24 protein-coding genes are annotated in these 22,425 nt (G+C 71.4%); 17 read left to right on the top strand and 7 right to left on the bottom strand.

Annotation, left to right across the window (positions count from 1 at the left end; genetic code table 11):
* Positions 1-9 precede the first annotated feature (9 nt).
* From ACZ60X_RS32410 to ACZ60X_RS32375, 8 genes are all read left to right on the top strand, one after another.
* The gene (locus ACZ60X_RS32410) at positions 10-1,461 is read left to right on the top strand and encodes a menaquinone biosynthesis decarboxylase (protein ID WP_469606126.1); all 1,452 of its coding nucleotides are present in this window, start codon (positions 10-12) and stop codon (positions 1,459-1,461) included.
* The gene (mqnP, locus tag ACZ60X_RS32405; protein ID WP_469606123.1) at positions 1,458-2,360 is read left to right on the top strand and encodes a menaquinone biosynthesis prenyltransferase MqnP; all 903 of its coding nucleotides are present in this window, start codon (positions 1,458-1,460) and stop codon (positions 2,358-2,360) included. Before ACZ60X_RS32410 ends, mqnP begins: the two co-directional genes overlap by 4 nt.
* Positions 2,361-2,432: 72 nt before the next feature.
* The gene (locus tag ACZ60X_RS32400; protein WP_469606121.1) at positions 2,433-3,104 is read left to right on the top strand and encodes a UbiX family flavin prenyltransferase; all 672 of its coding nucleotides are present in this window, start codon (positions 2,433-2,435) and stop codon (positions 3,102-3,104) included.
* A 55-nt stretch (positions 3,105-3,159) separates the two neighbouring features.
* Positions 3,160-3,615, top strand: a complete 456-nt coding sequence (locus ACZ60X_RS32395) for an Lrp/AsnC family transcriptional regulator (protein WP_059251851.1) — start codon at positions 3,160-3,162, stop codon at positions 3,613-3,615.
* A 41-nt stretch (positions 3,616-3,656) separates the two neighbouring features.
* The gene (mqnE, locus tag ACZ60X_RS32390) at positions 3,657-4,820 is read left to right on the top strand and encodes an aminofutalosine synthase MqnE (protein ID WP_469606119.1); all 1,164 of its coding nucleotides are present in this window, start codon (positions 3,657-3,659) and stop codon (positions 4,818-4,820) included.
* Positions 4,821-4,903: 83 nt separating this feature from the next.
* The gene (locus ACZ60X_RS32385) at positions 4,904-5,428 is read left to right on the top strand and encodes a GNAT family N-acetyltransferase (protein ID WP_469606117.1); all 525 of its coding nucleotides are present in this window, start codon (positions 4,904-4,906) and stop codon (positions 5,426-5,428) included.
* Between the two features lie 111 nt (positions 5,429-5,539).
* Positions 5,540-5,848: a DUF4229 domain-containing protein gene (locus ACZ60X_RS32380; RefSeq protein WP_469606114.1), complete on the top strand. Its 309-nt coding sequence runs from the start codon at positions 5,540-5,542 to the stop codon at positions 5,846-5,848.
* Between the two features lie 209 nt (positions 5,849-6,057).
* Positions 6,058-6,708: a TetR/AcrR family transcriptional regulator gene (locus ACZ60X_RS32375; RefSeq protein WP_469606112.1), complete on the top strand. Its 651-nt coding sequence runs from the start codon at positions 6,058-6,060 to the stop codon at positions 6,706-6,708.
* 182 nt (positions 6,709-6,890) lie between these two features.
* Here ACZ60X_RS32375 and ACZ60X_RS32370 read toward each other — a convergent pair whose 3' ends face one another.
* Positions 6,891-7,775 carry a MaoC/PaaZ C-terminal domain-containing protein gene (locus ACZ60X_RS32370; RefSeq protein WP_469606109.1) on the bottom strand — a complete coding sequence of 295 codons (885 nt, stop codon included), beginning with the start codon at positions 7,773-7,775 and terminating at the stop codon, positions 6,891-6,893.
* Between the two features lie 220 nt (positions 7,776-7,995).
* On the opposite strand from ACZ60X_RS32370, the gene ACZ60X_RS32365 reads away from it, so the two are divergent.
* Entirely contained in the window at positions 7,996-9,948 is a 1,953-nt protein-coding gene (locus tag ACZ60X_RS32365; RefSeq protein ID WP_469606107.1) for an AMP-dependent synthetase/ligase, read from the top strand.
* 173 nt (positions 9,949-10,121) lie between these two features.
* Positions 10,122-11,027, top strand: a complete 906-nt coding sequence (locus ACZ60X_RS32360; protein WP_469606104.1) for a LysR family transcriptional regulator — start codon at positions 10,122-10,124, stop codon at positions 11,025-11,027.
* A gap of 224 nt (positions 11,028-11,251) precedes the next feature.
* Here the strand turns inward: ACZ60X_RS32360 and ACZ60X_RS32355 are convergent, their stop codons facing one another.
* Together ACZ60X_RS32355 and ACZ60X_RS32350 are read right to left on the bottom strand one after the other, a co-directional pair.
* A complete protein-coding gene (locus tag ACZ60X_RS32355; protein ID WP_469606101.1) occupies positions 11,252-11,902 on the bottom strand; it encodes a class I SAM-dependent DNA methyltransferase in 651 nt (216 codons plus the stop codon).
* 305 nt (positions 11,903-12,207) lie between these two features.
* A complete protein-coding gene (locus ACZ60X_RS32350) occupies positions 12,208-12,411 on the bottom strand; it encodes a cold-shock protein (protein ID WP_004984723.1) in 204 nt (67 codons plus the stop codon).
* Positions 12,412-12,698: 287 nt separating this feature from the next.
* Here ACZ60X_RS32350 and ACZ60X_RS32345 point away from each other — a divergent pair, with 287 nt between their 5' ends.
* The 5 genes from ACZ60X_RS32345 (at position 12,699) to ACZ60X_RS32325 (ending at position 17,340) form a co-directional block, all read left to right on the top strand.
* Positions 12,699-13,547: a menaquinone biosynthetic enzyme MqnA/MqnD family protein gene (locus ACZ60X_RS32345; protein ID WP_469606098.1), complete on the top strand. Its 849-nt coding sequence runs from the start codon at positions 12,699-12,701 to the stop codon at positions 13,545-13,547.
* Positions 13,548-13,673: 126 nt separating this feature from the next.
* Positions 13,674-14,444: a prepilin peptidase gene (locus ACZ60X_RS32340; protein ID WP_469606095.1), complete on the top strand. Its 771-nt coding sequence runs from the start codon at positions 13,674-13,676 to the stop codon at positions 14,442-14,444.
* Positions 14,445-14,522: 78 nt separating this feature from the next.
* The gene (mqnC, locus tag ACZ60X_RS32335; protein ID WP_469606092.1) at positions 14,523-15,737 is read left to right on the top strand and encodes a cyclic dehypoxanthinyl futalosine synthase; all 1,215 of its coding nucleotides are present in this window, start codon (positions 14,523-14,525) and stop codon (positions 15,735-15,737) included.
* A gap of 61 nt (positions 15,738-15,798) precedes the next feature.
* Positions 15,799-16,449: an amidohydrolase family protein gene (locus ACZ60X_RS32330; protein WP_469606088.1), complete on the top strand. Its 651-nt coding sequence runs from the start codon at positions 15,799-15,801 to the stop codon at positions 16,447-16,449.
* A 195-nt stretch (positions 16,450-16,644) separates the two neighbouring features.
* On the top strand, positions 16,645-17,340 hold the full coding sequence (locus ACZ60X_RS32325) for a demethylmenaquinone methyltransferase (RefSeq protein ID WP_469606085.1): 696 nt from the start codon (positions 16,645-16,647) through the stop codon (positions 17,338-17,340).
* A gap of 16 nt (positions 17,341-17,356) precedes the next feature.
* On the opposite strand, the gene ACZ60X_RS32320 is transcribed toward ACZ60X_RS32325, so the two are convergent.
* A complete protein-coding gene (locus tag ACZ60X_RS32320; protein ID WP_469606083.1) occupies positions 17,357-17,665 on the bottom strand; it encodes a PASTA domain-containing protein in 309 nt (102 codons plus the stop codon).
* Positions 17,666-17,774: 109 nt separating this feature from the next.
* The gene (locus ACZ60X_RS32315) at positions 17,775-18,329 is read right to left on the bottom strand and encodes a GNAT family N-acetyltransferase (RefSeq protein ID WP_469606080.1); all 555 of its coding nucleotides are present in this window, start codon (positions 18,327-18,329) and stop codon (positions 17,775-17,777) included.
* 47 nt (positions 18,330-18,376) lie between these two features.
* Between ACZ60X_RS32315 and ACZ60X_RS32310 the strand changes: the two genes are divergently transcribed.
* Entirely contained in the window at positions 18,377-19,711 is a 1,335-nt protein-coding gene (locus tag ACZ60X_RS32310) for a geranylgeranyl reductase family protein (protein WP_469606077.1), read from the top strand.
* A 6-nt stretch (positions 19,712-19,717) separates the two neighbouring features.
* Here the strand turns inward: ACZ60X_RS32310 and def are convergent, their stop codons facing one another.
* Together def and ACZ60X_RS32300 are read right to left on the bottom strand one after the other, a co-directional pair.
* On the bottom strand, positions 19,718-20,344 hold the full coding sequence (def, locus tag ACZ60X_RS32305) for a peptide deformylase (protein ID WP_469606075.1): 627 nt from the start codon (positions 20,342-20,344) through the stop codon (positions 19,718-19,720).
* 151 nt (positions 20,345-20,495) lie between these two features.
* Positions 20,496-21,317 (bottom strand): C40 family peptidase, encoded by an 822-nt coding sequence (locus ACZ60X_RS32300; RefSeq protein ID WP_469606072.1) that lies wholly within the window; start codon positions 21,315-21,317, stop codon positions 20,496-20,498.
* Between the two features lie 744 nt (positions 21,318-22,061).
* On the opposite strand from ACZ60X_RS32300, the gene ACZ60X_RS32295 reads away from it, so the two are divergent.
* Entirely contained in the window at positions 22,062-22,421 is a 360-nt protein-coding gene (locus ACZ60X_RS32295) for an NADH-quinone oxidoreductase subunit A (RefSeq protein ID WP_003992243.1), read from the top strand.
* Positions 22,422-22,425: the final 4 nt, after the last annotated feature.

Raw genomic sequence — 22,425 nt, 5'->3', positions numbered from 1 at the left:
CTGGGACGCATGGCTTACGACGATCTTCGCTCCCTGCTGCGGGCGCTGGAGCGCGAGGGAGACCTCAAGCGCATCAAGGCCGAGGTCGACCCGTATCTGGAAGTCGGGGAGATCGTCGACCGGGTGCAGAAGTCCGGCGGCCCGGCGCTGCTCTTCGAGAACGTGAAGGGCTCGGCGATGCCCCTCGCGATGAACGTCTTCGGCACCGACCGCCGGCTGCTGAAGGCGCTGGGGCTGAAGTCGTACGGCGAGATCAGCGAGAAGATCGGCGGACTGCTGCGCCCCGAGCTGCCGCACGGCTTCGTCGGGGTGCGCGAGGCCTTCGGGAAGCTCGGCGCGATGGCCCACGTGCCACCGAGGAAGGTCAAAGAGGCCCCGGTGCAGGAGGTCGTGCTGCACGGCGACGAGGTCGACCTGGAGCGGCTCCCGGCGCTGTTCACCTGGCCGAAGGACGGCGGTTCCTTCTTCAACCTGGGGCTCACGCACACCAAGGACCCGCAGACGGGCATCCGCAACCTCGGGCTCTACCGCCTCCAGCGCCACGACAAGCGCACCATCGGCATGCACTGGCAGATCCACAAGGACAGCCGTAACCACTACCAGGTGGCCGCGCGCCGGGGCGAGCGGCTGCCGGTCGCGATCGCCTTCGGCTGCCCGCCGGCCGTGACCTACGCCTCCACCGCCCCGCTCCCCGGCGACATCGACGAGTACCTGTTCGCCGGGTTCATCGCGGGCAGGCGGATCGAGATGGTGGACTGCAAGACGGTCCCGCTCCAGGTGCCGGCGAACGCCGAGGTCGTCCTGGAGGGCTGGCTGGAGCCGGGCGAGATGCTGCCCGAGGGGCCCTTCGGCGACCACACCGGCTTCTACACGCCGCAGGAACCGTTCCCCGCCCTGAAGATCGACTGCGTGACGATGCGCAGGCGCCCGCTGCTGCAGTCCATCGTGGTCGGCCGCCCGCCGACGGAGGACGGCCCGCTCGGCCGCGCCACGGAGCGCTTCTTCCTCCCCCTGCTCAAGATCATCGTCCCGGACATCGTGGACTACCACCTGCCCGAGGCCGGCGGCTTCCACAACTGCGCGATCGTCTCGATCGACAAGAAGTACCCGAAGCACGCGCAGAAGGTGATGCACGCGATCTGGGGGGCGCACATGATGTCCCTCACGAAGCTGATCGTGGTCGTGGACTCCGACTGCGACGTCCACGACCTGCACGAGGTCGCCTGGCGCGCCCTCGGCAACACCGACTACGCCCGCGACCTCACGGTCGTCGAGGGCCCCGTCGACCACCTCGACCACGCCTCCTACCAGCAGTTCTGGGGTGGAAAGGCGGGGATCGACGCGACGAGGAAGTGGCCCGAGGAGGGGTACACACGGGACGGGGGCTGGCCGGACATGGTCCTGTCCGACCCCGCTACGGCGGCCCTGGTGGACCGCCGCTGGAAGGAGTACGGGCTGTGAGCAGCGCCTCCGCCGCCATCCCCCAGCCGGGGCGCACGAAGGCCTTCCTGCGTCTGGTGATGATCGAGCACTCGATCTTCGCGCTGCCCTTCGCGTACATCGCCTCGCTGACCGCGATGTACGAGTGGGACAAGAACATCCACTGGGCCCGGCTGCTGCTGGTCACGGTCTGCATGGTCGGGCTGCGCACCTTCGCGATGGCGGTCAACCGGATCATCGACCGCGAGATCGACGCCCGCAACCCGCGCACGGCGCACCGGGAGCTGGTGACCGGGGCGATGTCGGTGCGGCACGCCTGGACCGGCGCCCTGATCGCGCTCGTGATCTTCCTCGGCGCGGCGGCCCTGCTGAACCCGCTGTGCCTGGCGCTGGCCCCGATCGCGGTGGTCCCGATGGTGGTCTACCCCTACGGCAAACGCTTCACGAACTTCCCGCAGGCCATCCTGGGCCTCGCCCAGGCGATGGGCCCGGTCGGCGGCTGGCTGGCCGTCTCGGGGACCTGGAACTGGGACGCGGTGATCCTCGGCCTCGCCGTCGGCATCTGGATCGGCGGCTTCGACCTGATCTACGCCTGCCAGGACGTCGAGACCGACCGCGAGATCGGCGTCATGTCGGTCCCGGCCCGCTTCGGCATCCCGGCCGCGATCTGGGGCGCGCGCGCCTGCCACACCCTGACGACGGCCCTGTTCGTCTGGTACGCGGTGGCCACGCACGCCGGTGCCTTCTTCTGGCTGGGTCTGCTGATCGTCGCGGGCGCGTTCCTCTACGAACACCGCATCGTCCGCCCCCACGACCTGTCCCGCCTCAACCGCGCCTTCTTCTCGGTCAACGGCTTCATCGGCATTGCCCTGTTCGTGTGTGCTCTGCTCGATCTCCTCGTCCGGGGCCTGAGTGTGTGAGGCACCGCGTCCCCCGGTGCGCAGCGCCCCACCCGGCCTGAGCCCTGCCCGACCCACCGGTACGCTCAAGGTGTGAACGCAGGAGAAACGCAGCGCGCGCCTTGGATCGTGGGGGTGTCCGGAGCTTCCGGGACGCCGTACGCGGCGGCTGTGCTGCGGGCGTTGCTGGATGCGGGCGAGCCGGTGGACCTGGTGGTGAGCCGGGCCTCGCGGCTGACGCTGCTGGACGAGACGGGGATCTCGTTCCGGGACGCCCACTGGCGGGACGACCTGCGGGAATGGCTGGGCCGGGGGGCCGACGGCAAGCCCGGGACCTTCGATGCGGACGTCAGCGGGGTGCGGTACTGGAGCGCGGGGGACCTCGCCGCCGGGCCGTCCTCGGGGTCGTACCCGGCGAAGGGGATGCTCATCGTGCCCGCGTCCACGGCGTGTGTGGCGGGTGTCGCGCTCGGGCTGTCCAAGGACCTGCTCCAGCGTGCGGCGAGCGTCACCCTCAAGGAGCGGCGGACGCTGGTGGTGGCCGTGCGCGAGACCCCGTTGAACGGGCAGACGCTGCGTCATCTCGTGGCACTGGACGACGCCGGCGCCACCGTCGTACCGGCCTCGCCCGCCTTCTACGCCGGTGCCACCCACATCCAGGACCTGGTGGACTTCGTCGCCGGGCGGGTGCTGGACGCGGCGGGTGTCGAGCACGGGCTGTACCGGCGCTGGAAGGGCGAGCTGGGCGGCGGCACGCCCGGGTAGCCCGTGGCAGTACCTCTCATCACTTCAGGAACTTTCACCGGAAGGCTTCGATCGCATGGACGCGGTGGACAGGCAGCTCATCCAGGCCCTGAGGGAGAACGGCCGGGCCTCGTACGCGGAGCTGGGGCGCCTCGTCGGCCTGTCGGGACCCAGCGTCACCGACCGCATCAACCGGCTGGAGGCGGCCGGGGTCATCACCGGCTACCGCGCCACGGTGAACGCGGCCTCGCTCGGTCTCGGCGTCACCGCGCTGATCGGCATCTCGCTCTCCGACGCGGCCGACCACGAGGACGTCGCCCAGCGCCTGCGGGACCTGCCGGAGATCGAGGACTGCTGGTTCATCGCCGGTGACGACTCCTACATGCTCAAGGTCCGGGCGACGGACGTGGACGGGCTGGAGCGGATCATCCGGCGGCTGTCCGGCACCAAGGGCGTCTCGCGGACCCGTACCACCATCGTGCTCTCCACCAAGTGGGAGAACCGGGTCGGGGAGCTGCCCGAGGAGGTCTAGGGATACCGTTGGCCGTGCTGTCGTAGAAAGGGCGTGTTGGCATGGACGTCGGGCTCAAGCGCGAGCTGGAGGAGAAGGTCCGCTCCGGTGAGCGGCTGACCCGTGAGGACGGCATCACGCTGTACGAGTCGGACGACCTGGCCTGGCTCGGCGGTCTCGCCCATGAGGTGCGCACCCGCAAGAACGGTGACGTCGTGCACTTCAACGTCAACCGGCACCTCAACATGACGAACGTGTGCACGGCCTCCTGCGCCTACTGCTCGTTCCAGCGCAAGCCGGGCGAGAAGGACGCGTACACGATGCGCATCGAGGAGGCCGTCAAGCTCGCGAAGGCGATGGAGTCGGAGAACCTCACCGAGCTGCACATCGTCAACGGGCTGCACCCGAACCTGCCGTGGCGGTACTACCCGCGCTCGCTGCGGGAGCTGAAGGCGGCCCTGCCGCACGTCTCGCTGAAGGCCTTCACGGCGACGGAGATCCACCACTTCGAGACGATCTCCGGCCTGAGCGCGAGCGAGATCCTCGACGAGCTGATCGACGCCGGTCTGGAGTCGCTGACCGGCGGCGGTGCCGAGATCTTCGACTGGGAGGTCCGCCGGCACATCGTGGACCACCGCACCCACTGGGAGGATTGGTCCCGCATCCACCGCCTGGCGCACGAGAAGGGGCTGAAGACCCCGTGCACCATGCTCTACGGCCACATCGAGGAGCCCCGCCACCGGGTCGACCACGTGCTGCGCCTGCGTGAACTCCAGGACGAGACCGGCGGCTTCCAGGTCTTCATCCCGCTGCGCTACCAGCACGACTTCGTGGACGTGAAGGACGGCAAGGTCCGCAACCGCCTCCAGGCCCGTACCCAGATGGCGACCGGCGCGGAGGCGCTGAAGACCTTCGCCGTCTCCCGCCTCCTGTTCGACAACGTCCCGCACGTCAAGGTCTTCTGGGTGATGCACGGCGTGCAGACCGCCCAGCTGGCCCTGCAGCACGGCGCCGACGACATGGACGGCTCGGTCGTCGAGTACAAGATCACGCACGACGCGGACAACTTCGGCACCCCGAACAAGCTGACCCGCGAGGACCTGCTGGAGCTGATCCGGGACGCCGGTTTCCGTCCGGTGGAGCGCAACACGCGCTACGAGATCATCCGCGAGTTCGACGGCCCGGACCCGGCCCGCCGGGACACCCCGCAGCCGATGCGGGTGTGACGCGGGTGTGACCTCGCGCACGCCGCTGCGCGGTGTGACGCATTCCCTGGAGGGGGCGTGTGGGTAATGGATAGCATCCCCGCATGCCCCTTACCTTCACCCTGGACCCGGCTGTCACCCCCGACCTGCGCGACGGCTTCCTGGAGCTGTGGACGGAGGTCTCCAACGCGGGCGGCGCCGTCGGCTTCGTGCCGCCGGTGACGGCGCAGGACATACGCCCCGAGGTCGTGCGGTACCTCACCCAGCTCGCCGAGGGCCGCACCCGGCTGCTCGTCGGGCACGACGAGGACGGGCGCGTCGCGGCGACCGCGTTCCTCACCTTCAACGCCCACCGGCTGATGACGCACTGGGTGTGGCTGTACACGGTGATGGTCCACCCCCGCCACCAGGGCAAGGGCTACGGCCGGGACCTGCTCGCGGCCGCCGCCGACGCGGCCGGCGCGCTCGACGGCATCGAGGCGATCCGGCTCACCTGCCGGGGCGGCCTGGGCCTGGAGCGGTTCTACGCCTCCTGCGGCTACAAGGAGGTCGGCCGGGTGCCCGGCGCCATCCGGGTCGCGCCGGGTGACGACCGCGACGACATCACCATGCTGCTGCCGCTCACCTGACCCCTTGCGGCCGCCCGCAGCACCCGCCCGCCCGCGCCCCCCTTGCAAGATCGCCCTCCGGTCGTGCTTCACTGGACGCTGACCCTTTTGGAATCGGACGAGTGGATTGAGATGCTCCGCTACACGCTGATGCGCCTCGGCATCTTCGCCGGCTGCCTCGTGGTCGTCTGGGGAGCCGTCTACTCCGGCATCTTCCCGCGCGGTTTCGGCGACTCGAACTTCCTGTGGGTGCTGCTGCTCTCCCTGGTCCTCTCGGCGCCGATCAGCTGGGTCGTGCTGCGCAGGGAGCGGGAACGGGCCTCGGTGCAGATCGTGAACAAGGTCGACCGGATGAAGGCCAACCTGGACGCCAACCGCAGCCAGGAGGACATCGCCGACGACACCGCCCGCGCGCGGGGCGAGGCGGCGACCTCCAACTAGTGCCCCGGCAGGCGACGTCTGCCCGTCAGGGAGCGGTGTCCGGTGCGTGCTGTCGGCGTGGCGGCCGGAAGTCCTCGTACTGGGCGTACGTGGGCTTTCGGCCGGTGCGGCGAGTGGGGGCACCTCCCGCGCAGCGGGGGAGCGTGCCGGGCGTCGCGACGGGGCGAACGCTGCCTGCCCGGGCACTAGCCGCCGACTAGTCTGGCCCCATGGGTGGGGCGAGGACCAAGCGGATGCCGCGCGCGGTGCGGGAGCAGCAGATGCTCGACGCCGCCGTGCGGATCTTCGGCCGACGGGGCTACATGGCCGCGTCGATGGACGAGATAGCCGAACTGGCGGGCGTCTCCAAGCCGTTGGTCTACCTCTACCTGAACTCCAAGGAAGACCTCTTCACCGCCTGCATCCGCCGGGAGGCCGCCGCGCTGACGCGGGCGGTGCGCGCCGGGGTCCGCCCGGACCTGCCCGCCGACCGCCAGATGTGGGACGGCCTGCTGGCCTTCTTCGCGCACACCGCCGAGCACCCGGACGCCTGGTCCGTCCTCCACCTCCAGGCCCGAACCCATGGCGAGCCCTTCGCCTCCGAGGTCGCGGCGATGCGCGCGGAGATCGTCGCCTTCGTCACCCGCCTGGTCGCCGTCGCGGCCCGGGAGGCCCACGGGGCCCCCGACCTGCCGGAGGACGAGGTCGCGGGTCTGGCGCAGGCCCTGGTGGGCGCCGCGGAATCGCTGGCCGCGTGGGCCAACAGCACCCCCGGGGCCACCGCCCGCCAGAGCGCGGTGACGCTGATGAACTTCGCGTGGTCGGGGCTGGGCAGTCTGATGGCCGGCCGCCGGTGGACGCCGCCGGCCGGACAGGGGTGACGTTCGGATCAGGCCGGCCGGGGCGAAGGGTGCGGCCTGGCGGACCCGAGCGGGGTCTGGTGCGTGCGGATGCGAGGCGGTGGGGAAGTCGGCGCGAGGGGGTCCCCGCGCGGTCGGCGAGTCAACGCCGCAGACGCGCGTGCCAGGGCCCCGCGACGCCGGGATGATCGGACGACACACCCCTAGGGGCGCGGGTCTGGGCCGATGTGCGGCTGTGCCGCCTGACGCACCTCCCCGCTCAGGTGAAGCCGCTCCCCGCCCCGGTCCCGCAGCTCGAACCGGCCGGAGGCGTCCGCGCCGTAGGCCACCGCCCCCGGCAGCAGCACCGGTGACCTGAAGCGCGCCGCGAGCGCGGCCCTGCCCGGCGGCACGCCGTGCGCGGCGACGCAGCGGGCCACCGTCCACATGCCGTGCGCGATGGCCCTCGGGAAGCCGAAGAGGCGGGCGGTGAGGGGGTGGAGGTGGATGGGGTTGCGGTCGCCGGAGACCGCGCCGTAGCGGCGGCCGACGTCCTCGGCGAGCCGCCACTCGTCGACGACCGGCAACGGCGGCACCGGCTCCCGCTCCCGGGGCGCGGCGGGCGCCTCCGTACGGTGCCGGGCCAGATAGGTGCTGCGGGACTCCCAGAGCACGTCCCCGTCCGAGCCGTCCGGGCTGTCGGAGCCGCCCGCGGACAGCCGCGTCACCACCGTGGCCTGGGTGCCGCGGTGGTGCGGGGCCAACCCGTCGACGTGCACGGCGAGTCGGTACTCCTCCGTCGCCGGTACGTCGGCGTGCCGGACGATGTCGACGGAGGTGTGGACCAGGCCCAGCAGCGGCAACGGGAAGGCGCGGTCGCTCATCAGCCGCATGGCCAGCGGGAAGCCGAGGACGTGCGGGTACGTCACGGGCAGGCCGGTCTCGCCGGTGGGGAAGCCGCAGATCCGCTCGTACGCGGCCAGGCGGGCCAGGTCGACGCGGACGCCCGGCAGCACGAGCCGGGTGCGCGGAAGTCCGGCCTCGGGGGAGGGGCGTTTGAACGGCGAGCGCAGGGCGCCCGTTATGAGATGCAGCAACTCGCCTGTCATGTCCAGCCCCCAGCGCTTACTCAGGAGTAAGGTTACCGCCGGTAAGTCTAACGTGAGCCCCTGTCGCAAAACCCCCCGAGGTTGCACATCCCCGACCCCGGACCACCCCCGAACCCGCACAACCCCCTCACAGCGGGCCCGTACGATCACCTGCCTAACCAGCGGTAACTCCTTTCTGCCGAGGCCCACCGCAGGTGTCTGCACGCCAGAGGAGCCGCCCGTGTCCACCCCGTACCCGAACACCCCCGTCTCCTCCTCCGCCTCCCCCGCCGTCTCCGCCGTCGACTACGACGGCAAGCCCGTCCTCGTCGAACCCTGGATCCAGCGGCTGGACGGTGCCGTACGCGAGGTGCACGTACCGCCGTTCGTACCCCCGGTCACCCATGGCTCGCTCGCGGACCTGCCGTTCGACAACGCCGAGGCCGCTCCCGACGCGATCGCGCTCAGCCGCCGTATGCCGGACGGCGGTTGGACGGAGGTGACGGCCGCCGACTTCGCCGGGCAGGTGCTCGCGGTGGCCAAGGGGCTGATCGCCGAGGGGCTGGTGCCGGGGGACCGGATCGCCGTCATGGCGCGGACCCGGTACGAGTGGTCCCTGCTCGACTTCGCCGCCTGGGCGGCCGGGCTCGTCACCGTGCCCGTCTACCCGACCTCCTCCGTCTTCCAGACCCGGTGGATCCTGCACGACTCCGGCGCCCGCGCACTCGTCACCGAGACCGCCGGGCAGGCCGCCGCCCTCGGGCCCGAGCTGCCGCACCTGCCCGACCTGCGCCATGTGTGGGTGATGGACAAGGAGCATGTGGACCGGCTGGCGGAGGCGGGCGCTCAGGTGCCCGACGGCGAGGTCGCGGTGCGCCGGGGCATGCTGGGCCCGGACACCCTCGCCACGCTCATCTACACCTCCGGCACCACCGGCCGGCCCAAGGGCTGCGCGCTGTCGCACGGCAACTTCTTCGCCGAGGTCGACAACGCCGTCGAACTGCTCTACCCGGTCTTCAAGGCACGGGACGAGGACCCGTCGGTACTGCTGTTCCTGCCGATGTCCCATGTGTTCGGACGGATGGTGGCCGTCGCCTGCGTCCGGGCGCGGGTCCGGCTCGGGCACGCGCCGAGTCTCGCCGCCGAGGACCTGCTGCCGGACCTGGCCGCCTTCAAGCCGACCGCCCTGCTGACCATCCCCTACATGCTGGAGAAGCTCTACAACTCGGCCCGCGCGAAGGCCGAGTCGGGCGGCCGGGTCGCCGTCTTCGACCGGGCGGCGGCCGTGGCGGTCCGCTACGGGGAGGCGCTGGAGGCCCGGCAGACCGGGGCCGGCGGCGGCCCGGGCCGCTCGCTGAAGACGGCCCGCACCTTCTACGACCCGCTCGTCTACCGCAAGATCCGGGCCGGGATGGGCGGCCGGGTCCGGTACATCATCTGCGGCGGCTCCCCGCTCGGCCGGCGCCTCGCCGCCTTCTACGCCGGTGCCGGCATCGAGATCTTCGAGGGGTACGGCCTGACGGAGACCACCGCCGCCACCACCTGCACCCCGCCGCTCAGGCCCCGGCTGGGGACGGTCGGCTGGCCGCTGCCGGGGACGCGCGTCCGGATCGCCGCCGACGGCGAGATCCTCGTCGCCGGCGACCACGTCCTGCGCGGCTACTGGGACCCGCAGGCCGGCGGTGTCGTGCCCGCGACGCGCGACGGCTGGCTCGCGACCGGCGACATCGGCGAGCTGGACGACGACGGCTACCTCACCATCACCGGCCGCAAGAAGGAGCTGCTGATCACGGCGGGCGGCAAGTCGGTGGCCCCGGCCCCGCTGGAGAACTGGCTGCGCCAGCACCCGCTGATCTCCCAGGTCATGCTGGTCGGCGACGGCCGCCCCTTCGTCTCCGCGCTGATCACCCTCGACCCCGACGGCACCACCCACTGGCGCCAGATGCTCGGCAAGCACCCGGTGCCGCCGGAACTGCTCGTCGGCGACCCCGAGCTGGAGGCGGTCCTGCAGCGCGCGATCGACGAGGCCAACAAGATGGTCTCCCGGCCCGAGTCCATCCGCCGCTTCGCCGTGCTGCCGAGGGACTTCACCGAGGCCGACGGCCATCTCACGCCCTCGATGAAGCTGCGCCGCGAGCAGATCGCGCGGGACTTCGCGCAGGAGGTGGAGGCGCTGTACGCGGCCTCCCGGTGAGGGTCGGCACCCGCTCCCCGGCCGGCGCACGCCGCACGTCCGGACGCCCGGGTGCTGCGGAGAGCGGGTTGCCGCCTGGGTCGGTCGCGGCCCGGTACCGATCCTCGTATCGCGCCCGGGGCTGAGTCAATCCTTGGGATTCCTCCGCAAACCCCAGTGTTAGCTTGGGGGTTGTGACCCTGGAGGACCTTCGCGTGTTCGTGGCCGTGTGCCGGGCCGGCAGCCTCAGCTCCGTCGCCCGCGACCTGGGCTGCACCCAGTCCGCCGTCAGCCAGCACGTCAAACGGCTGGAGCGGGAGACCGGCCTCGCCCTGCTGGAGCGCCAGCCGCGCGGGGTCGTGCCGACGCAGGCCGGGCGGATCCTGGAAGCCGCGGCCGCCGAGGGCATATCCGGGCTCGACTCCGCCGTACGGCAGCTGCGCGATCTGCTCGACGGGCACAGCGGGCACGTCCGCGTGGCCACCGGTGCCACCACCGTGCGGCACTTCATGTCCGACGCCGTCGTCGCCTTCCGCCGCCGGCACCCCAAGGTCAACCTGGAGTTCCGCACGGTCAGTTCGGGCCGGGGCACCTTCGACGCGCTCGCCGACGGCACCCTCGACCTCGCCTGGATCACCCTCGGGCCTCCGGTGCGGGGCATCGAGCAGCGCACCGTGGTCGAGCTGCCGTGGGTGCTCGCCGTGCCGGGTGACGACCCGCTGACCGACCGGTCCCGGCTCGATCCGGCCGAGCTGGCCGACGTCCCGCTCATCCGGCTGCCGCCCAACTCCGCCTCGGCCGCCCACCTGGACGCCGCCTGCGCCGAGTCGGGCGTCCGCTTCGCCTACGACGCCTCCGTCGCCGACTGGGACACCGCGCTGCTGCTCGCCGAACTGGGCGCGGGCCGTGCCGTCGTGCCCGCCGTACCCGGGCTGCCCGTGCCCGGCGAGGGTCCCCTGCGGCTGATCCCGCTGCCCGGCCTGCGCCCGTTGCCGGTCGGCTGGGCGGTACGCCGCTGGGACGCCCTGAGCCCGCCCGCCCGGGCCTTCGCCGACACGGTGGGTGTCGGATCATCGGCCGGCCCGGCAGCGGATCGTTAGCCCGCTTGCCTGGGCCTTTGTCGCCGCGGTGGGCGTCCGGCCCCGGGGCGTGCGGGTGTGGATCGGTAGCGTGTGCCCGCCGGCGGCTGCGGCTGCGGTTGCTGCCGGTGGGTTGGGCGGTGCGCGGCTGGGACGCGCTGCGCCCGCCCGGGCCTTCGCCGACACGGTGGGTGTCGGGTCATCGGCCGCTCCCGAGCGGGCCGCAGCGCCTTCTCGGCCGGGGCTCAGGCGTCCTTGCGGGCGAACAGGAAGGCCTGCGGGACGTTCTCGGCGAGGCGCTCCTCGGGCTCGCGGACGGCGCGGGAGCTGAGGGTGAAACCGGCGGCCGTGAGCAGCTCGGCCATGTCGTCCGGGTCCCGGCGCAGGAAGTCCAGCGTCACCGGGTGCCCGAAGGGACGCTCCAGCCGGCGCGGCTCCCGGCCGGCCTGGAAGGCGAGCAGCAGATGGCCGCCGGGTGCGAGCACGCGCCGGAACTCGGCGAAGAGGGATGGGAGTTGTCCGTCGGGGGTGTGGATGGAGGAGTACCAGGACACGACTCCGGCGAGGGAGCCGTCCGGGACGTCGAGATCCAGCATCGAGCCCTGTTCGAAGCGCAGCCCGGGATTCTCGCGCCGGGCGACCGCGAGCATCGACGCGGACAGGTCGAGCCCGAAGACGTCGAGGCCGTGCGAGGCGAGCCGTGCGGTGGTCCGCCCGGGCCCGCACCCGAGATCCGCCACCGCCCCGCCCGGCCCCACCAGCTCGGCGTACAGCCTGAGCAGCGCCTTTTCCAGCGGCCGATGCGTCAGCTCCCCCTGGAAGTGCTCGGCGTAGTCGTCGGCGATGGCGTCGTAGAAGCTCCGGGTCGCGGTCAGGAAGTCCTGGGTGTCGGTCATGGGCAGGGACCGTACCGGCCCCCACGGACAACCGGCGGGGCGTACGGCACCCTCCCCGGTCCGGCGCGGCGGCGCGGGGCGTTCTGGATCTCAGGACCCGGCCTGTTCGCCGGCAGGAGGCGACCGCCTCGCCGGTGAGGAGACGCGCCCCGGGCAACCGGCTCCCGGGCGTTCGTCCTGAACATGCGGCACGAGTGAACGGGAAATGACAATTCGGCCGCGCGGCCGGAAAAGGCAGGAGCCCCGTCGCCTTACGGCGCGGGGCTCCTTGGGTACTGCACTCAGGTTCTGCGATCAGGCAGTGATCAGACGGGGGTGACGTTCTCCGCCTGCGGACCCTTCGGGCCCTGGGTCACGTCGAACGACACCTGCTGGTTCTCCTCGAGGGAGCGGAAGCCGGTGGCGTTGATCGCGGAGTAGTGAACGAAGACGTCGGGGCCGCCGCCCTCCTGGGCGATGAAGCCAAAGCCCTTTTCGGCGTTGAACCACTTAACGGTTCCGGTAGCCATAAGCCCTCCTTGGGCTCACAAAGGGTTGCCCTGCTCCAGAACCTGCACGTGCGAAACGGTGCTGCACAACTGCATTCGTCTGAAAACGACGAGAGCCCGCGGTCACATGCTCCGCAGGCTCTGTACTGCAAGGGAAACCAAACTGCAACTTGCGGCGAGCCTAGCATGCGGGCACCCGAAAGCAATAGAGGTCAAGATCACTTCACCCGGATGTTTGAACGGCTGTTAGTCCGTTCGACGGCGGGGTCGGTCCAAGCACCGTACCGCACGGGGTCTAGTCTCGCGATGTGGACAATTCTCGCACCCGGCCGCGCGTCGGCCACATCCAGTTCCTGAACTGCCTGCCCCTGTACTGGGGGCTCGCGAGAACCGGCACGCTCCTCGACTTCGAGCTGACCAAGGACACCCCGGAGAAGCTCAGCGAGCAGCTCGTGCGCGGCGATCTCGACATCGGTCCGATCACCCTCGTCGAGTTCCTGCGCAACGCCGACGACCTCGTCGCCTTTCCCGACATCGCCGTCGGCTGCGACGGCCCCGTCATGTCCTGCGTGATCGTCTCGCAGGTCCCCCTCGACCGCCTCGACGGCGCCCGGGTCGCCCTCGGCTCGACCTCCCGCACCTCGGTCCGGCTCGCCCAGCTGCTGCTCGCCGAGCGCTACGGCGTCCAGCCCGAGTACTACACCTGCCCGCCCGACCTCAGCCTGATGATGCAGGAGGCCGACGCCGCCGTCCTGATCGGGGACGCCGCGCTGCGCGCCAACCTCCTCGACGGCCCGCGCTACGGCCTGACCGTGCACGACCTCGGCCAGATGTGGAAGGACTGGACCGGCCTGCCGTTCGTCTTCGCGGTCTGGGCGGCCCGCAGGGAGTACCTGGAGCGCGAGCCGCTCATCACCCGCCAGGTCCACGAGGCCTTCCTCGACTCCCGCAACCTCTCGCTGGAAGAGGTCGGCAAGGTCGCCGAACAGGCCGCCCGCTGGGAGAACTTCGACGAGGCGACCCTGGCCCAGTACTTCACCACCCTCGACTTCAGCTTCGGCGCCCCGCAGCTGACGGCCGTCACCGAGTTCGCCCGCCGTGTCGGCCCCACCACCGGCTTCCCGGCCGATGTGACGGTCGACCTGCTGACGCCGTAAGAGACCGGCCGCCGCGCCCTGTCGACCTCCGGGGATCCGCGCCATGCCCGCCGTCCGGGCGGGGTAGGAAGCGGCCATGGTGCGATGCGGGCGGCGCGGTCGGCGCGGGTGGCGGAGCGTGCGCGGGTGAGCGCGGGAGCGGTGGCGGCGGGCGCCGTACCGGCCGCGCTGTGGGGCGCGCTGGCCGGCGCCCTGCTGCCGCGCGCCGCGCACCGCTTCGCCGCACCGCACGACGAGCCCTGGCGGGACCGGTGCCCGGCCGGGCACCCGGTCCGGGGCTGGATCGGCACCGCGGTGTGCGGCACCTGCGCGGGCAGGCCGCGGACGGAAGAGACGGGTCGGGGCTCCCGCGCGCCGTCGGTCACCGCCGTCACCTGCGCCGTGCTCACCGCCCTGATCTGCGCCGCGCTCGCCGCCGCCACCGGCGCCCGCCCCGAGCTGGCGGTCTGGCTGCTGCTCGCGCCCGTGGGCGTGCTGCTGGCCGTGGTGGACGTCCGGGTACGGCGGCTGCCCGACCCGCTGACCCTGCCGCTCGCCCCGGCCGCCCTCGCCCTGCTCGGCGTCGCCGCCCTGCTGCCCGGCCACGCCGGCCACTGGCCCACCGCGCTGTACGGGGCCCTCGCGCTGGGCGCCGGCTATGCCGTGCTGTTCCTCGCCAACCCCGCAGGCATGGGATTCGGTGATGTGAAGCTGGCCGTGGGCATGGGCGCCGTACTCGGCTGGTACGGCTGGTCCGTTGTGCTGCTCGGCGCCTTCGCCGGCTTCCTGCTGGGCGCGCTCTACGGCGGTGCGCTCGTCGTGGCCCGGCGGGCGGGGCGCCGGACGGCGATCCCGTTCGGTCCCTTCCTGCTGGCCGGAGCGCTCGCCGGGCTGCTGATCGGCGCGTACGCGGCCTGACGACGGCGGCGGAAGGCGGCTGGCGTAGGCTGTTCCGGTCCGTCCACAACCCTTACGAACCTTGCGAAGGGGCGCCCGGTGACCGAGAAGGCCGACCTCACCTCCATGGATGTCACAGCCGTCCTCGACCGTGCCGCCGCCGGTGGGCGGATCACCCCCGAAGAGGCGCTCGCCCTCTACCGGGACGCCCCGCTGCACGCGCTGGGCGCCGCCGCCGACGCCGTACGCCGCCGCATGTACGCCGGGACCGAGCACATCGCGACGTACATCATCGAGCGCAACATCAACTACACGAACGTGTGCGTCACGGCATGCAAGTTCTGCGCCTTCTACGCGGCCCCCAAGGACACGGAGAAGGGCTGGACCCGCGACCTCGACGACATCCTGCGCCGCTGCGCGGAGACGGTCGAGCTGGGCGGCACCCAGATCATGTTCCAGGGCGGCCACCACCCGGACTACGGCGTCGAGTACTACGAGAAGCACTTCCGGGCCATCAAGGAAGCCTTCCCGCAGCTGGTGATCCACTCGCTGGGCGCGTCCGAGGTCGAGCACATGGCCCGGATCAGCGGGGTCTCCGTCGAGGAGGCCATCACCCGGATCCACGAGGCGGGCCTCGACTCCTTCGCGGGCGCGGGCGCGGAGCTGCTGCCCGAGCGCCCCCGCAAGGCCATCGCGCCCCTGAAGGAGTCCGGCGAGCGCTGGCTGGAGATCATGGAGACCGCGCACCGGCTGGGCGTGGAGTCGACCTCGACCATGCTGATGGGCACGGGCGAGACGAACGCCGAGCGCATCGAGCACCTGCGCATGATCCGGGACGTCCAGGACCGCACGGGCGGCTTCCGCGCGTTCATCCCGTACACCTACCAGCCTGAGAACAACCACCTGAAGGGCCGTACCCAGGCCACCCTCTTCGAGTACCTGCGGATGATCGCGATCGCCCGCCTGTTCCTCGACAACGTCCGGCACATCCAGGGCTCGTGGCTGACCACGGGCAAGGAGGTCGGCCAGCTGTCGCTGCACTACGGCGCGGACGACCTCGGCTCGATCATGCTGGAGGAGAACGTCGTCTCCTCGGCCGGCGCCAAGCACCGCTCCAACCGCCTGGAGATCATCGACCTGATCCGCAAGGCGGGCCGCGTCCCTGCGCAGCGCGCGACGACGTACGAGCACCTGGTCGTCCACGACGACCCGGCGAACGACCCCGTCGACGACCGCGTGGTCTCCCACATCTCCTCCACGGCCATCGAGGGCGGCACGGCCCACCCCGAGCTGAAGCTGCTGGCGTCCGACTGAGCCGGACCCGTCCACCGAGCCGCGCGCGCCGACCGGGCCCCACCAGCCGACAGGGCTTTCCGTGCTGACGATCCACACCGCCGACCTGCTCCTCACCGGGGATCCGCGGCGGTCGCCGGTGCCCGGGGGCGCGATCCTCGTCGAGGGCGGGGTGATCGCGTCCGTCGGCCCGTACGAGGAGCTGGCGGCCGCCCGCCCCTCGGCCCGGGTGCGCCGCTGGCCCGGCCTCATCGCGCCGGGCCTGCTCAACCCGTACGGTCCCGAACTCCTGGAGCGGGCCTACCATCCCGATCCGCGCGAGGCCGCCGAACTCGGCACCGAACCGCTCACGGGCGACGCGCTGGCCGCCCTGGACATGACCGACGCCCGGTGGGGTGCGAGCGCCCGGCGCGGAGTGCAGCGGATGCTCGCGCACGGGACGGTCGCGGTGGCCGGGGCGCTGCGGCGGCCCGCGGTGGCCGACGCCGTGCACCGCTCCGGGCTGACCTGCGAGGAGCGCTTCGAGGAGCCCGCGGGCCCGCCGTCCCTCGACCCGCTGGCCGGACGCCGGTCCCTGACCGAGGCGATCCCGCTGCCGATGACGGCGTACGCGCAGGCGCACGCGGCCTTCGCCGTCTTCGACGTCCCCGACGAGGCCGCCCTCGTCTCGCGCGGAGCCGCCACGTGCGTGGCGACGGTGCTCGGCGGCCGCCTGCTGTACCGCCGCCGCTGACCCCGCCGGCCTCGGCCCGCGGTGGGACCGCCGGGAGAACGCGGGCGGCCGGTCGCGCTGGACAACGGTGCGCGCAGCGCTGGGCGGCGCCCCTGATCAGGTGGTGACCTGCCACACCGTCGGCTGGGCCTGGTGCGGCACGGCCGGGAGGAAGCCGCGACTCGTCCCGGACGGGCGGGCTGCAACAATGGGCGGGTGACCCGCGCTTCCCTGAACAAGCAGCCGCACGAAGTCGCCTCGATGTTCGACGACGTGGCGGAACGGTACGACCTGACGAACGACGTGCTGTCGCTCGGCCAGGACCGGCGCTGGCGCAAGGAGGTGGCGAAGGCGGTCGACGCGCGCCCCGCCCAGAAGGTCCTCGACCTCGCGGCCGGTACGGCCACCTCCTCGCTGCCGTTCGCGCGGACCGGCGCGTACGTCGTCCCCTGCGACTTCTCCGTCGGGATGCTCCAGGTCGGCAAGAAGAAGCACACCTGGCTGCCGTTCACCGCCGGGGACGCGACGAGGCTGCCGTTCAAGGACGACACCTTCGACGCGGTGACGATCTCCTTCGGGCTGCGCAACGTCCAGGACTTCGACGCGGGGCTGCGGGAGATGTACCGGGTGACCCGCCCCGGCGGCCGCGTGGTGATCTGCGAGTTCTCGACGCCGACCTGGGCGCCGTTCCGCACCGTCTACACCGAGTACCTGATGCGGGCGCTGCCGCCGGTCGCGCGCGCGGTGTCCTCGAACCCCGACGCCTACGTCTATCTCGCCGAGTCCATCCGCGCCTGGCCCGACCAGCCGGCCCTCGCCGAACGGCTGCGCAAGGCGGGCTGGTCGAAGGTCGCGTGGCGCAACCTCACCGGCGGTGTGGTGGCGCTGCACCGGGGCTTCAAGGAGAGCTGAGGGCCTCCGGCGGGTTTCAGCGGTTGGTCATCTCGAAGGCGTCGCCGGGTTCCCCGAGTTCGCGTCGCAGACCACCGGTGGGCGGCCGTGGCACGCGCGGTTCGCGCATGCCTCCGCCACCCTCGCCCTCACCGAAGTCGAACCACACGTACACCATCGAGTCCCGCGGCACCTCGGCGCCGGGCTGCGGGTACTGGCGTACGACGTAGTCGACGACCGCGAGGTGGAAGTCGGGGCGGTCCGGCGCGTTGAGGGACAGGCCCTGCGCCCGGGCCGTTTCGCGCGCGTCCACGGCCATCATTCCGACCAGCCGTGGCACGCGCACTTCAGGTGTTTTGGGTGTTATGCGCACAGATGTCACCCCCAGCGGTACTGGCAGGGTAACTCCCGCGCCCCCCGGCCGGAAGGCGCCGGTGTCGTTCTGTGATAGACGACTACTCTGCGTGTCCGGCTGGGCGGGGCTGACCGAGGGGGTTCTCCCGATCGAGGCGCAGCCGGAAGCAGAGGGCCTCCTCGTCCAGCGTGGGATGCGGATAGGTCTCCGCCGGCCGCATGCCGAGCCGCCGCGTCACCGCGACCGACCGCTCGTTGCCGGGCCGGACCACCGCCACGACCTCCTTCACCCCGGCCGCGCCCACCCGCCGCAGCGTCTCGTGCGCCGCCGCCGTGACGTACCCCCGGCCCCAGTGCGCGCGGCCGAGCCGCCAGCCGATCTCTGTCTCGCCGACCGGCCCCCAGTCCGGCCGCCAGGGCTGGGCGCCGGTGAAGCCGATGACCTCGCCCGCCTCGTCCAGCAGTGTCCACAGGCAGAAGCCGTGCTCGGCGTCGTGCCGCCGCTGGCGCGCGGTGAGTTCCTCGTAGACCGACAGCGCGGCCGGCCTGCCGCCGTAGAACCGCATGACCTCGGGATCGTCGAAGACCCGGTGCCAGGCGACCGCGTCCTCGTGCGTGGGGACGCGCAGCCGTACCGCGGGGAGAGGTCGGTTCACAGGGCAGCCCTTCAGCCGGGTGATCAGTACCGCTGAATAGACTGCCCATGTCCAGTGCCCGTCGGCACGCAGATTTCGAACCTTGGGGAGATCCCGCCGTGACCGAGCCCCTCTCCGACCACACCGCCGATGTGATCGTCGTCGGCGCGGGGCCAGCCGGCTCCACGACCGCGTACCACCTCGCCAAGGCCGGTCTCGACGTCCTGCTCCTGGAGAAGACCGAGTTCCCGCGCGAGAAGGTGTGCGGTGACGGCCTCACCCCGCGCGCGGTGAAGCAGCTCGTCGCCATGGGCATCGACATCTCCGAGGAGGCCGGCTGGCTGCGCAACAAGGGGCTGCGCATCATCGGCGGCGGCACCCGCCTCCAGCTGGACTGGCCGGAACTCGCCGCCTACCCGAACTACGGACTCGTCCGCAAGCGCGACGACTTCGACGAGCAGCTCGCCCGCAACGCCCAGAAGGCGGGGGCCCGGTTGTACGAGCGCTGCAACGTCAACGGCCCCGTCGTCGACGACCGCACCGGCCGCATCACCGGCGTCACGGCCCGGCTCGGCGAGGAGAAGCGCGAGGTCACCTTCCACGCGCCGCTCGTCGTCGCCGCCGACGGCAACTCCACCCGCCTGTCCCTCGCGATGGGGCTGCACCGCCGCGAGGACCGCCCGATGGGTGTCGCGGTCCGCACGTACTTCACCTCGCCCCGGCACGACGACGACTACCTGGAGTCCTGGCTGGAACTGTGGGACCGGCGCGGCCCCCAGGACCGCCTCCTGCCCGGCTACGGCTGGATCTTCGGCATGGGCGACGGCACCTCCAACGTGGGCCTCGGCGTCCTCAACACCTCCAACTCCTTCAAGGAGCTGGACTGGCGCGAGATCCTCAAGGCCTGGTGCGCCTCCATGCCCGAGGACTGGGGCTACACCCCCGACAACATGACCGGCCCGATCCGCGGCGCGGCCCTCCCGATGGCCTTCAACCGCCAGCCGCACTACACGCGCGGACTGCTGCTCGTCGGCGACGCCGGCGGCCTGGTGAACCCCTTCAACGGCGAGGGCATCGCCTACGCCATGGAGTCCGGCCAGATCGCCGCCGACGTCATCGTCCAGGCACACGCGCGGGCCACGCCCGCCCAGCGCGAGATCGCCCTGCAGCGCTACCCGCGCGTGCTGAAGGACACCTACGGCGGCTACTACACCCTCGGCCGCGCCTTCGTGAAGCTCATCGGCAACCCGAAGGTCATGCAGATCGCCGCCCAGCGCGGCCTCACGCACCCGATGCTGATGAAGTTCACCCTCAAGCTCCTCGCGAACCTCACCGACCCCACGGGCGGCGACGCGATGGACCGGGTCATCAACGGCCTGAGCAAGGTCGCGCCGAAGGCGTAGCCTCCCCTAGCCGCGGCTCAGCTCTTCGGCACGGGCGGCCCGGCGGGCGAACACCTCGTCCCGCCGGGCCGCCATCTGCCGCAGCGCGTCCTTCTTCTCCCGCTGGGAGAGCCGGTCCAGGTAGACGTGCCCGTGGGTGTGGTCCGTCTCGTGCGCCAGGCAGCGCGCGAAGTAGCCCGTGCCCGCGATGACGACGGGGTTGCCGTCCTTGTCCTGTCCGCGCACGACGGCCCGGTCCGGCCGCGGCAGCGCCATCACGGCACCCGGTACCGACAGGCAGGCCTCGGACTCGTCCAACAGCCGCCGCCCACTCGACGGCGTCTCCAGCACCGGATTGACGACGTGTCCGACATGCCGGACTCCGTCGTCATCGGGGCAGTCGTACACGAAAAGGCGCAGATCCACCCCGACTTGGTTCGCCGCCAGCCCCGCCCCGTCGGCGGCGTACATGGTGAGGAACATGTCGTCGATGAGCGCGGCGAGGTCGGGTCCGAACTCCGTGACGTCCCGGCACGGCTTGTGCAGCACCTCTTCACCGACCTCGGTGATACGGCGCACCGCACCACGTCGGGCCTCGGGGGCGTGACGCGGGTAGTAGTCGGCGGGGTTCCCCTGCACGAACACGCGTGGCATCGCACTGTCTCCTTCGCTCGTGGACGGGCCGCCGTACGACGGCCCGAGCCGAGCATCTCAGGAAGATCAGCCCTGGGTGGGGTCAACGGCGCAAGGGCCGCTGCCCCCGAGCGGCTGCGGCCCTACGCGCGTGGAGACGTGCTGGACGCTCTCAGAGCACCCGTACGGCGCCGGTCGGCGGGTCGTACGACAGCGGGTGCTCCCCGACGCCGCTGGAGGGGTTCTGCGCGCCGACGAACATGCCGTCGCCCACGTACACCGCGACGTGGTACGCGCTGCCCGCGCTGCCCCAGTACAGGATGTCGCCCGGCTGGAGGTTGCTCAGCGAGACCTGGGTGCCGGCCGTCGACTGGTCCTGGGAGACGCGCGGCAGGCTGATGCCCACCTGCTTGAAGGCCGTCTGCACCAGACCGGAGCAGTCGTAGGCGGAGGGGCCGGTGGCGCCGGAGACGTACGCCTTGCCGATCTGCGCCTCCACGAAGGAGACGACGGCCGCGGCCGAACCGGTCGCCGTGGAGGAGCCGGTGGAGGTGGAGACGGAGACGTCGGTGCTCGACGAGGCGGAGAGCGTCGTGCGCTCCGCGTTGCGCGAGGCACGCGCGGCGGCCTCCTTGCGGGCCTCCTCGTCGGCCTTCTTCTTGGCCTCCGCGGCCTTCTGCTTGGCCGCGGCGAGGTCCGCGTCGGCCTGCTTCGCGGCATGCGCGGCGGCCGCGTCACGCTCGGCCTGCAGCTGGTAGTTCGCCGCGGCCTGCTGCGTGGCGTCCGCGGACTGGGCCGCCTGGGCGGCCAGGTCGGCCGTCAGGGTGGGCAGTTCGAGCGTCTGCGTCACCGGCTCGGCCGCGTTCGCCGAGCCGGACGCCCCGGCGACGGCCAGGGTACCGAGGACGCCACCGGCAACTCCGGCCCGCATCGCGAGGGTCGACGCGCTGCGGCGGGGCTTCCGGTGGCTGCGTATGTGAGCGGTGTGGGACATGAGGACAACGGGTACCAGGGGCTCCTTCATATCTTCAAGAAACGTGTGCTGCGCCACAGTTGCTCAATCGAGACCATGAATCCCGGGCGTGTCGCTCTTTATTGACGCCGTAACGGACATTACGGGCGTCGATGATCAAGCCCTTGATCACGGTCTTTGATCATTACGCCCGAATTGCCCCTCGCCTACCACTGCTTGAGATGGTTGGCCAAGTCCTGTTCTCAGAGGCCTCTCACGAATGTGGTGGAGGTCACGGAGCGGTTACCGGAAAGGGGGCGTCCCGTGCGCGCGGCGCTCGTGAACGCGTGCACGCACCCGGCTCCTCGTCCACATCACACCCGCCGCTCCCTCTGATGTGTGAACGGAGCCCACTATCAGGGGCGCACGCCCAGCGCCAATTTGCATGCAAGTGAAGTCTCTTGATATGGAGACGCCCTCTCCGGCCTGCGGTGACAGGCGGGATTGTCACTTCTAGTGATCAAGTGAACGCTTCGCGTATGAAGATCACTCATCATCCGACTTCATGATCCTTCGTCAGGTGGTGGAGATCACAAAGCTTGTGGAATACCCCGTGTCGCAGATCACAGAGTGGCGGGCATAAGATGCGAGGCAGTTGGGCTTGTGACCTGCTTCACATGTTCTCGATCTTCGCCCGGGACGAGCGGGGCTCGTGGGACCGGTGAGGCGCTTGTGAGCCCTGTGCAACCGCCAGCAGTCAGCGCCGACTGAGAGGAGCGAGGAGCGGTGAACGCTTATGCGCCCATCCTCGTACTGGGAGCCCTCGGGGCAGGCTTTGCGATCTTCTCCGTGGTCATGGCCACGCTGATCGGTCCGAAGCGGTACAACCGCGCCAAGCTCGAGGCCTACGAGTGCGGTATCGAGCCGACCCCCACGCCGGCCGGCGGCGGGCGCTTCCCCATCAAGTACTACCTGACGGCGATGCTCTTCATCGTCTTCGACATCGAGATCGTCTTCCTCTACCCCTGGGCCGTCACCTTCGACGCCCTGGGGATTTTCGGGCTCGTGGAGATGCTGCTCTTCGTGCTCACCGTCTTCGTCGCGTACGCGTACGTATGGCGGCGCGGCGGCCTGGAATGGGACTGAGGGG

The organism is Streptomyces sp. NPDC104106 (assembly GCF_055584345.1).
The sequence above is the reverse complement of the archived record's forward strand: the minus strand, read 5'-3'. Positions and strand labels throughout refer to the sequence as shown.

Coding starts and splice junctions, on each gene's coding strand:
- mqnE (WP_469606119.1), top strand. CDS start 3,657: ATGGACGTCGGGCTCAAGCGCGAGCTGGAGGAGAAGGTCCGCTCCGGT.
- ACZ60X_RS32375 (WP_469606112.1), top strand. CDS start 6,058: ATGGGTGGGGCGAGGACCAAGCGGATGCCGCGCGCGGTGCGGGAGCAG.
- ACZ60X_RS32355 (WP_469606101.1), bottom strand. CDS start 11,902: ATGACCGACACCCAGGACTTCCTGACCGCGACCCGGAGCTTCTACGAC.
- ACZ60X_RS32310 (WP_469606077.1), top strand. CDS start 18,377: ATGTCCAGTGCCCGTCGGCACGCAGATTTCGAACCTTGGGGAGATCCC.
- ACZ60X_RS32410 (WP_469606126.1), top strand. CDS start 10: ATGGCTTACGACGATCTTCGCTCCCTGCTGCGGGCGCTGGAGCGCGAG.
- ACZ60X_RS32300 (WP_469606072.1), bottom strand. CDS start 21,317: ATGTCCCACACCGCTCACATACGCAGCCACCGGAAGCCCCGCCGCAGC.
- ACZ60X_RS32350 (WP_004984723.1), bottom strand. CDS start 12,411: ATGGCTACCGGAACCGTTAAGTGGTTCAACGCCGAAAAGGGCTTTGGC.
- ACZ60X_RS32380 (WP_469606114.1), top strand. CDS start 5,540: ATGCTCCGCTACACGCTGATGCGCCTCGGCATCTTCGCCGGCTGCCTC.
- def (WP_469606075.1), bottom strand. CDS start 20,344: ATGCCACGCGTGTTCGTGCAGGGGAACCCCGCCGACTACTACCCGCGT.
- ACZ60X_RS32385 (WP_469606117.1), top strand. CDS start 4,904: ATGCCCCTTACCTTCACCCTGGACCCGGCTGTCACCCCCGACCTGCGC.
- ACZ60X_RS32370 (WP_469606109.1), bottom strand. CDS start 7,775: ATGACAGGCGAGTTGCTGCATCTCATAACGGGCGCCCTGCGCTCGCCG.
- ACZ60X_RS32395 (WP_059251851.1), top strand. CDS start 3,160: ATGGACGCGGTGGACAGGCAGCTCATCCAGGCCCTGAGGGAGAACGGC.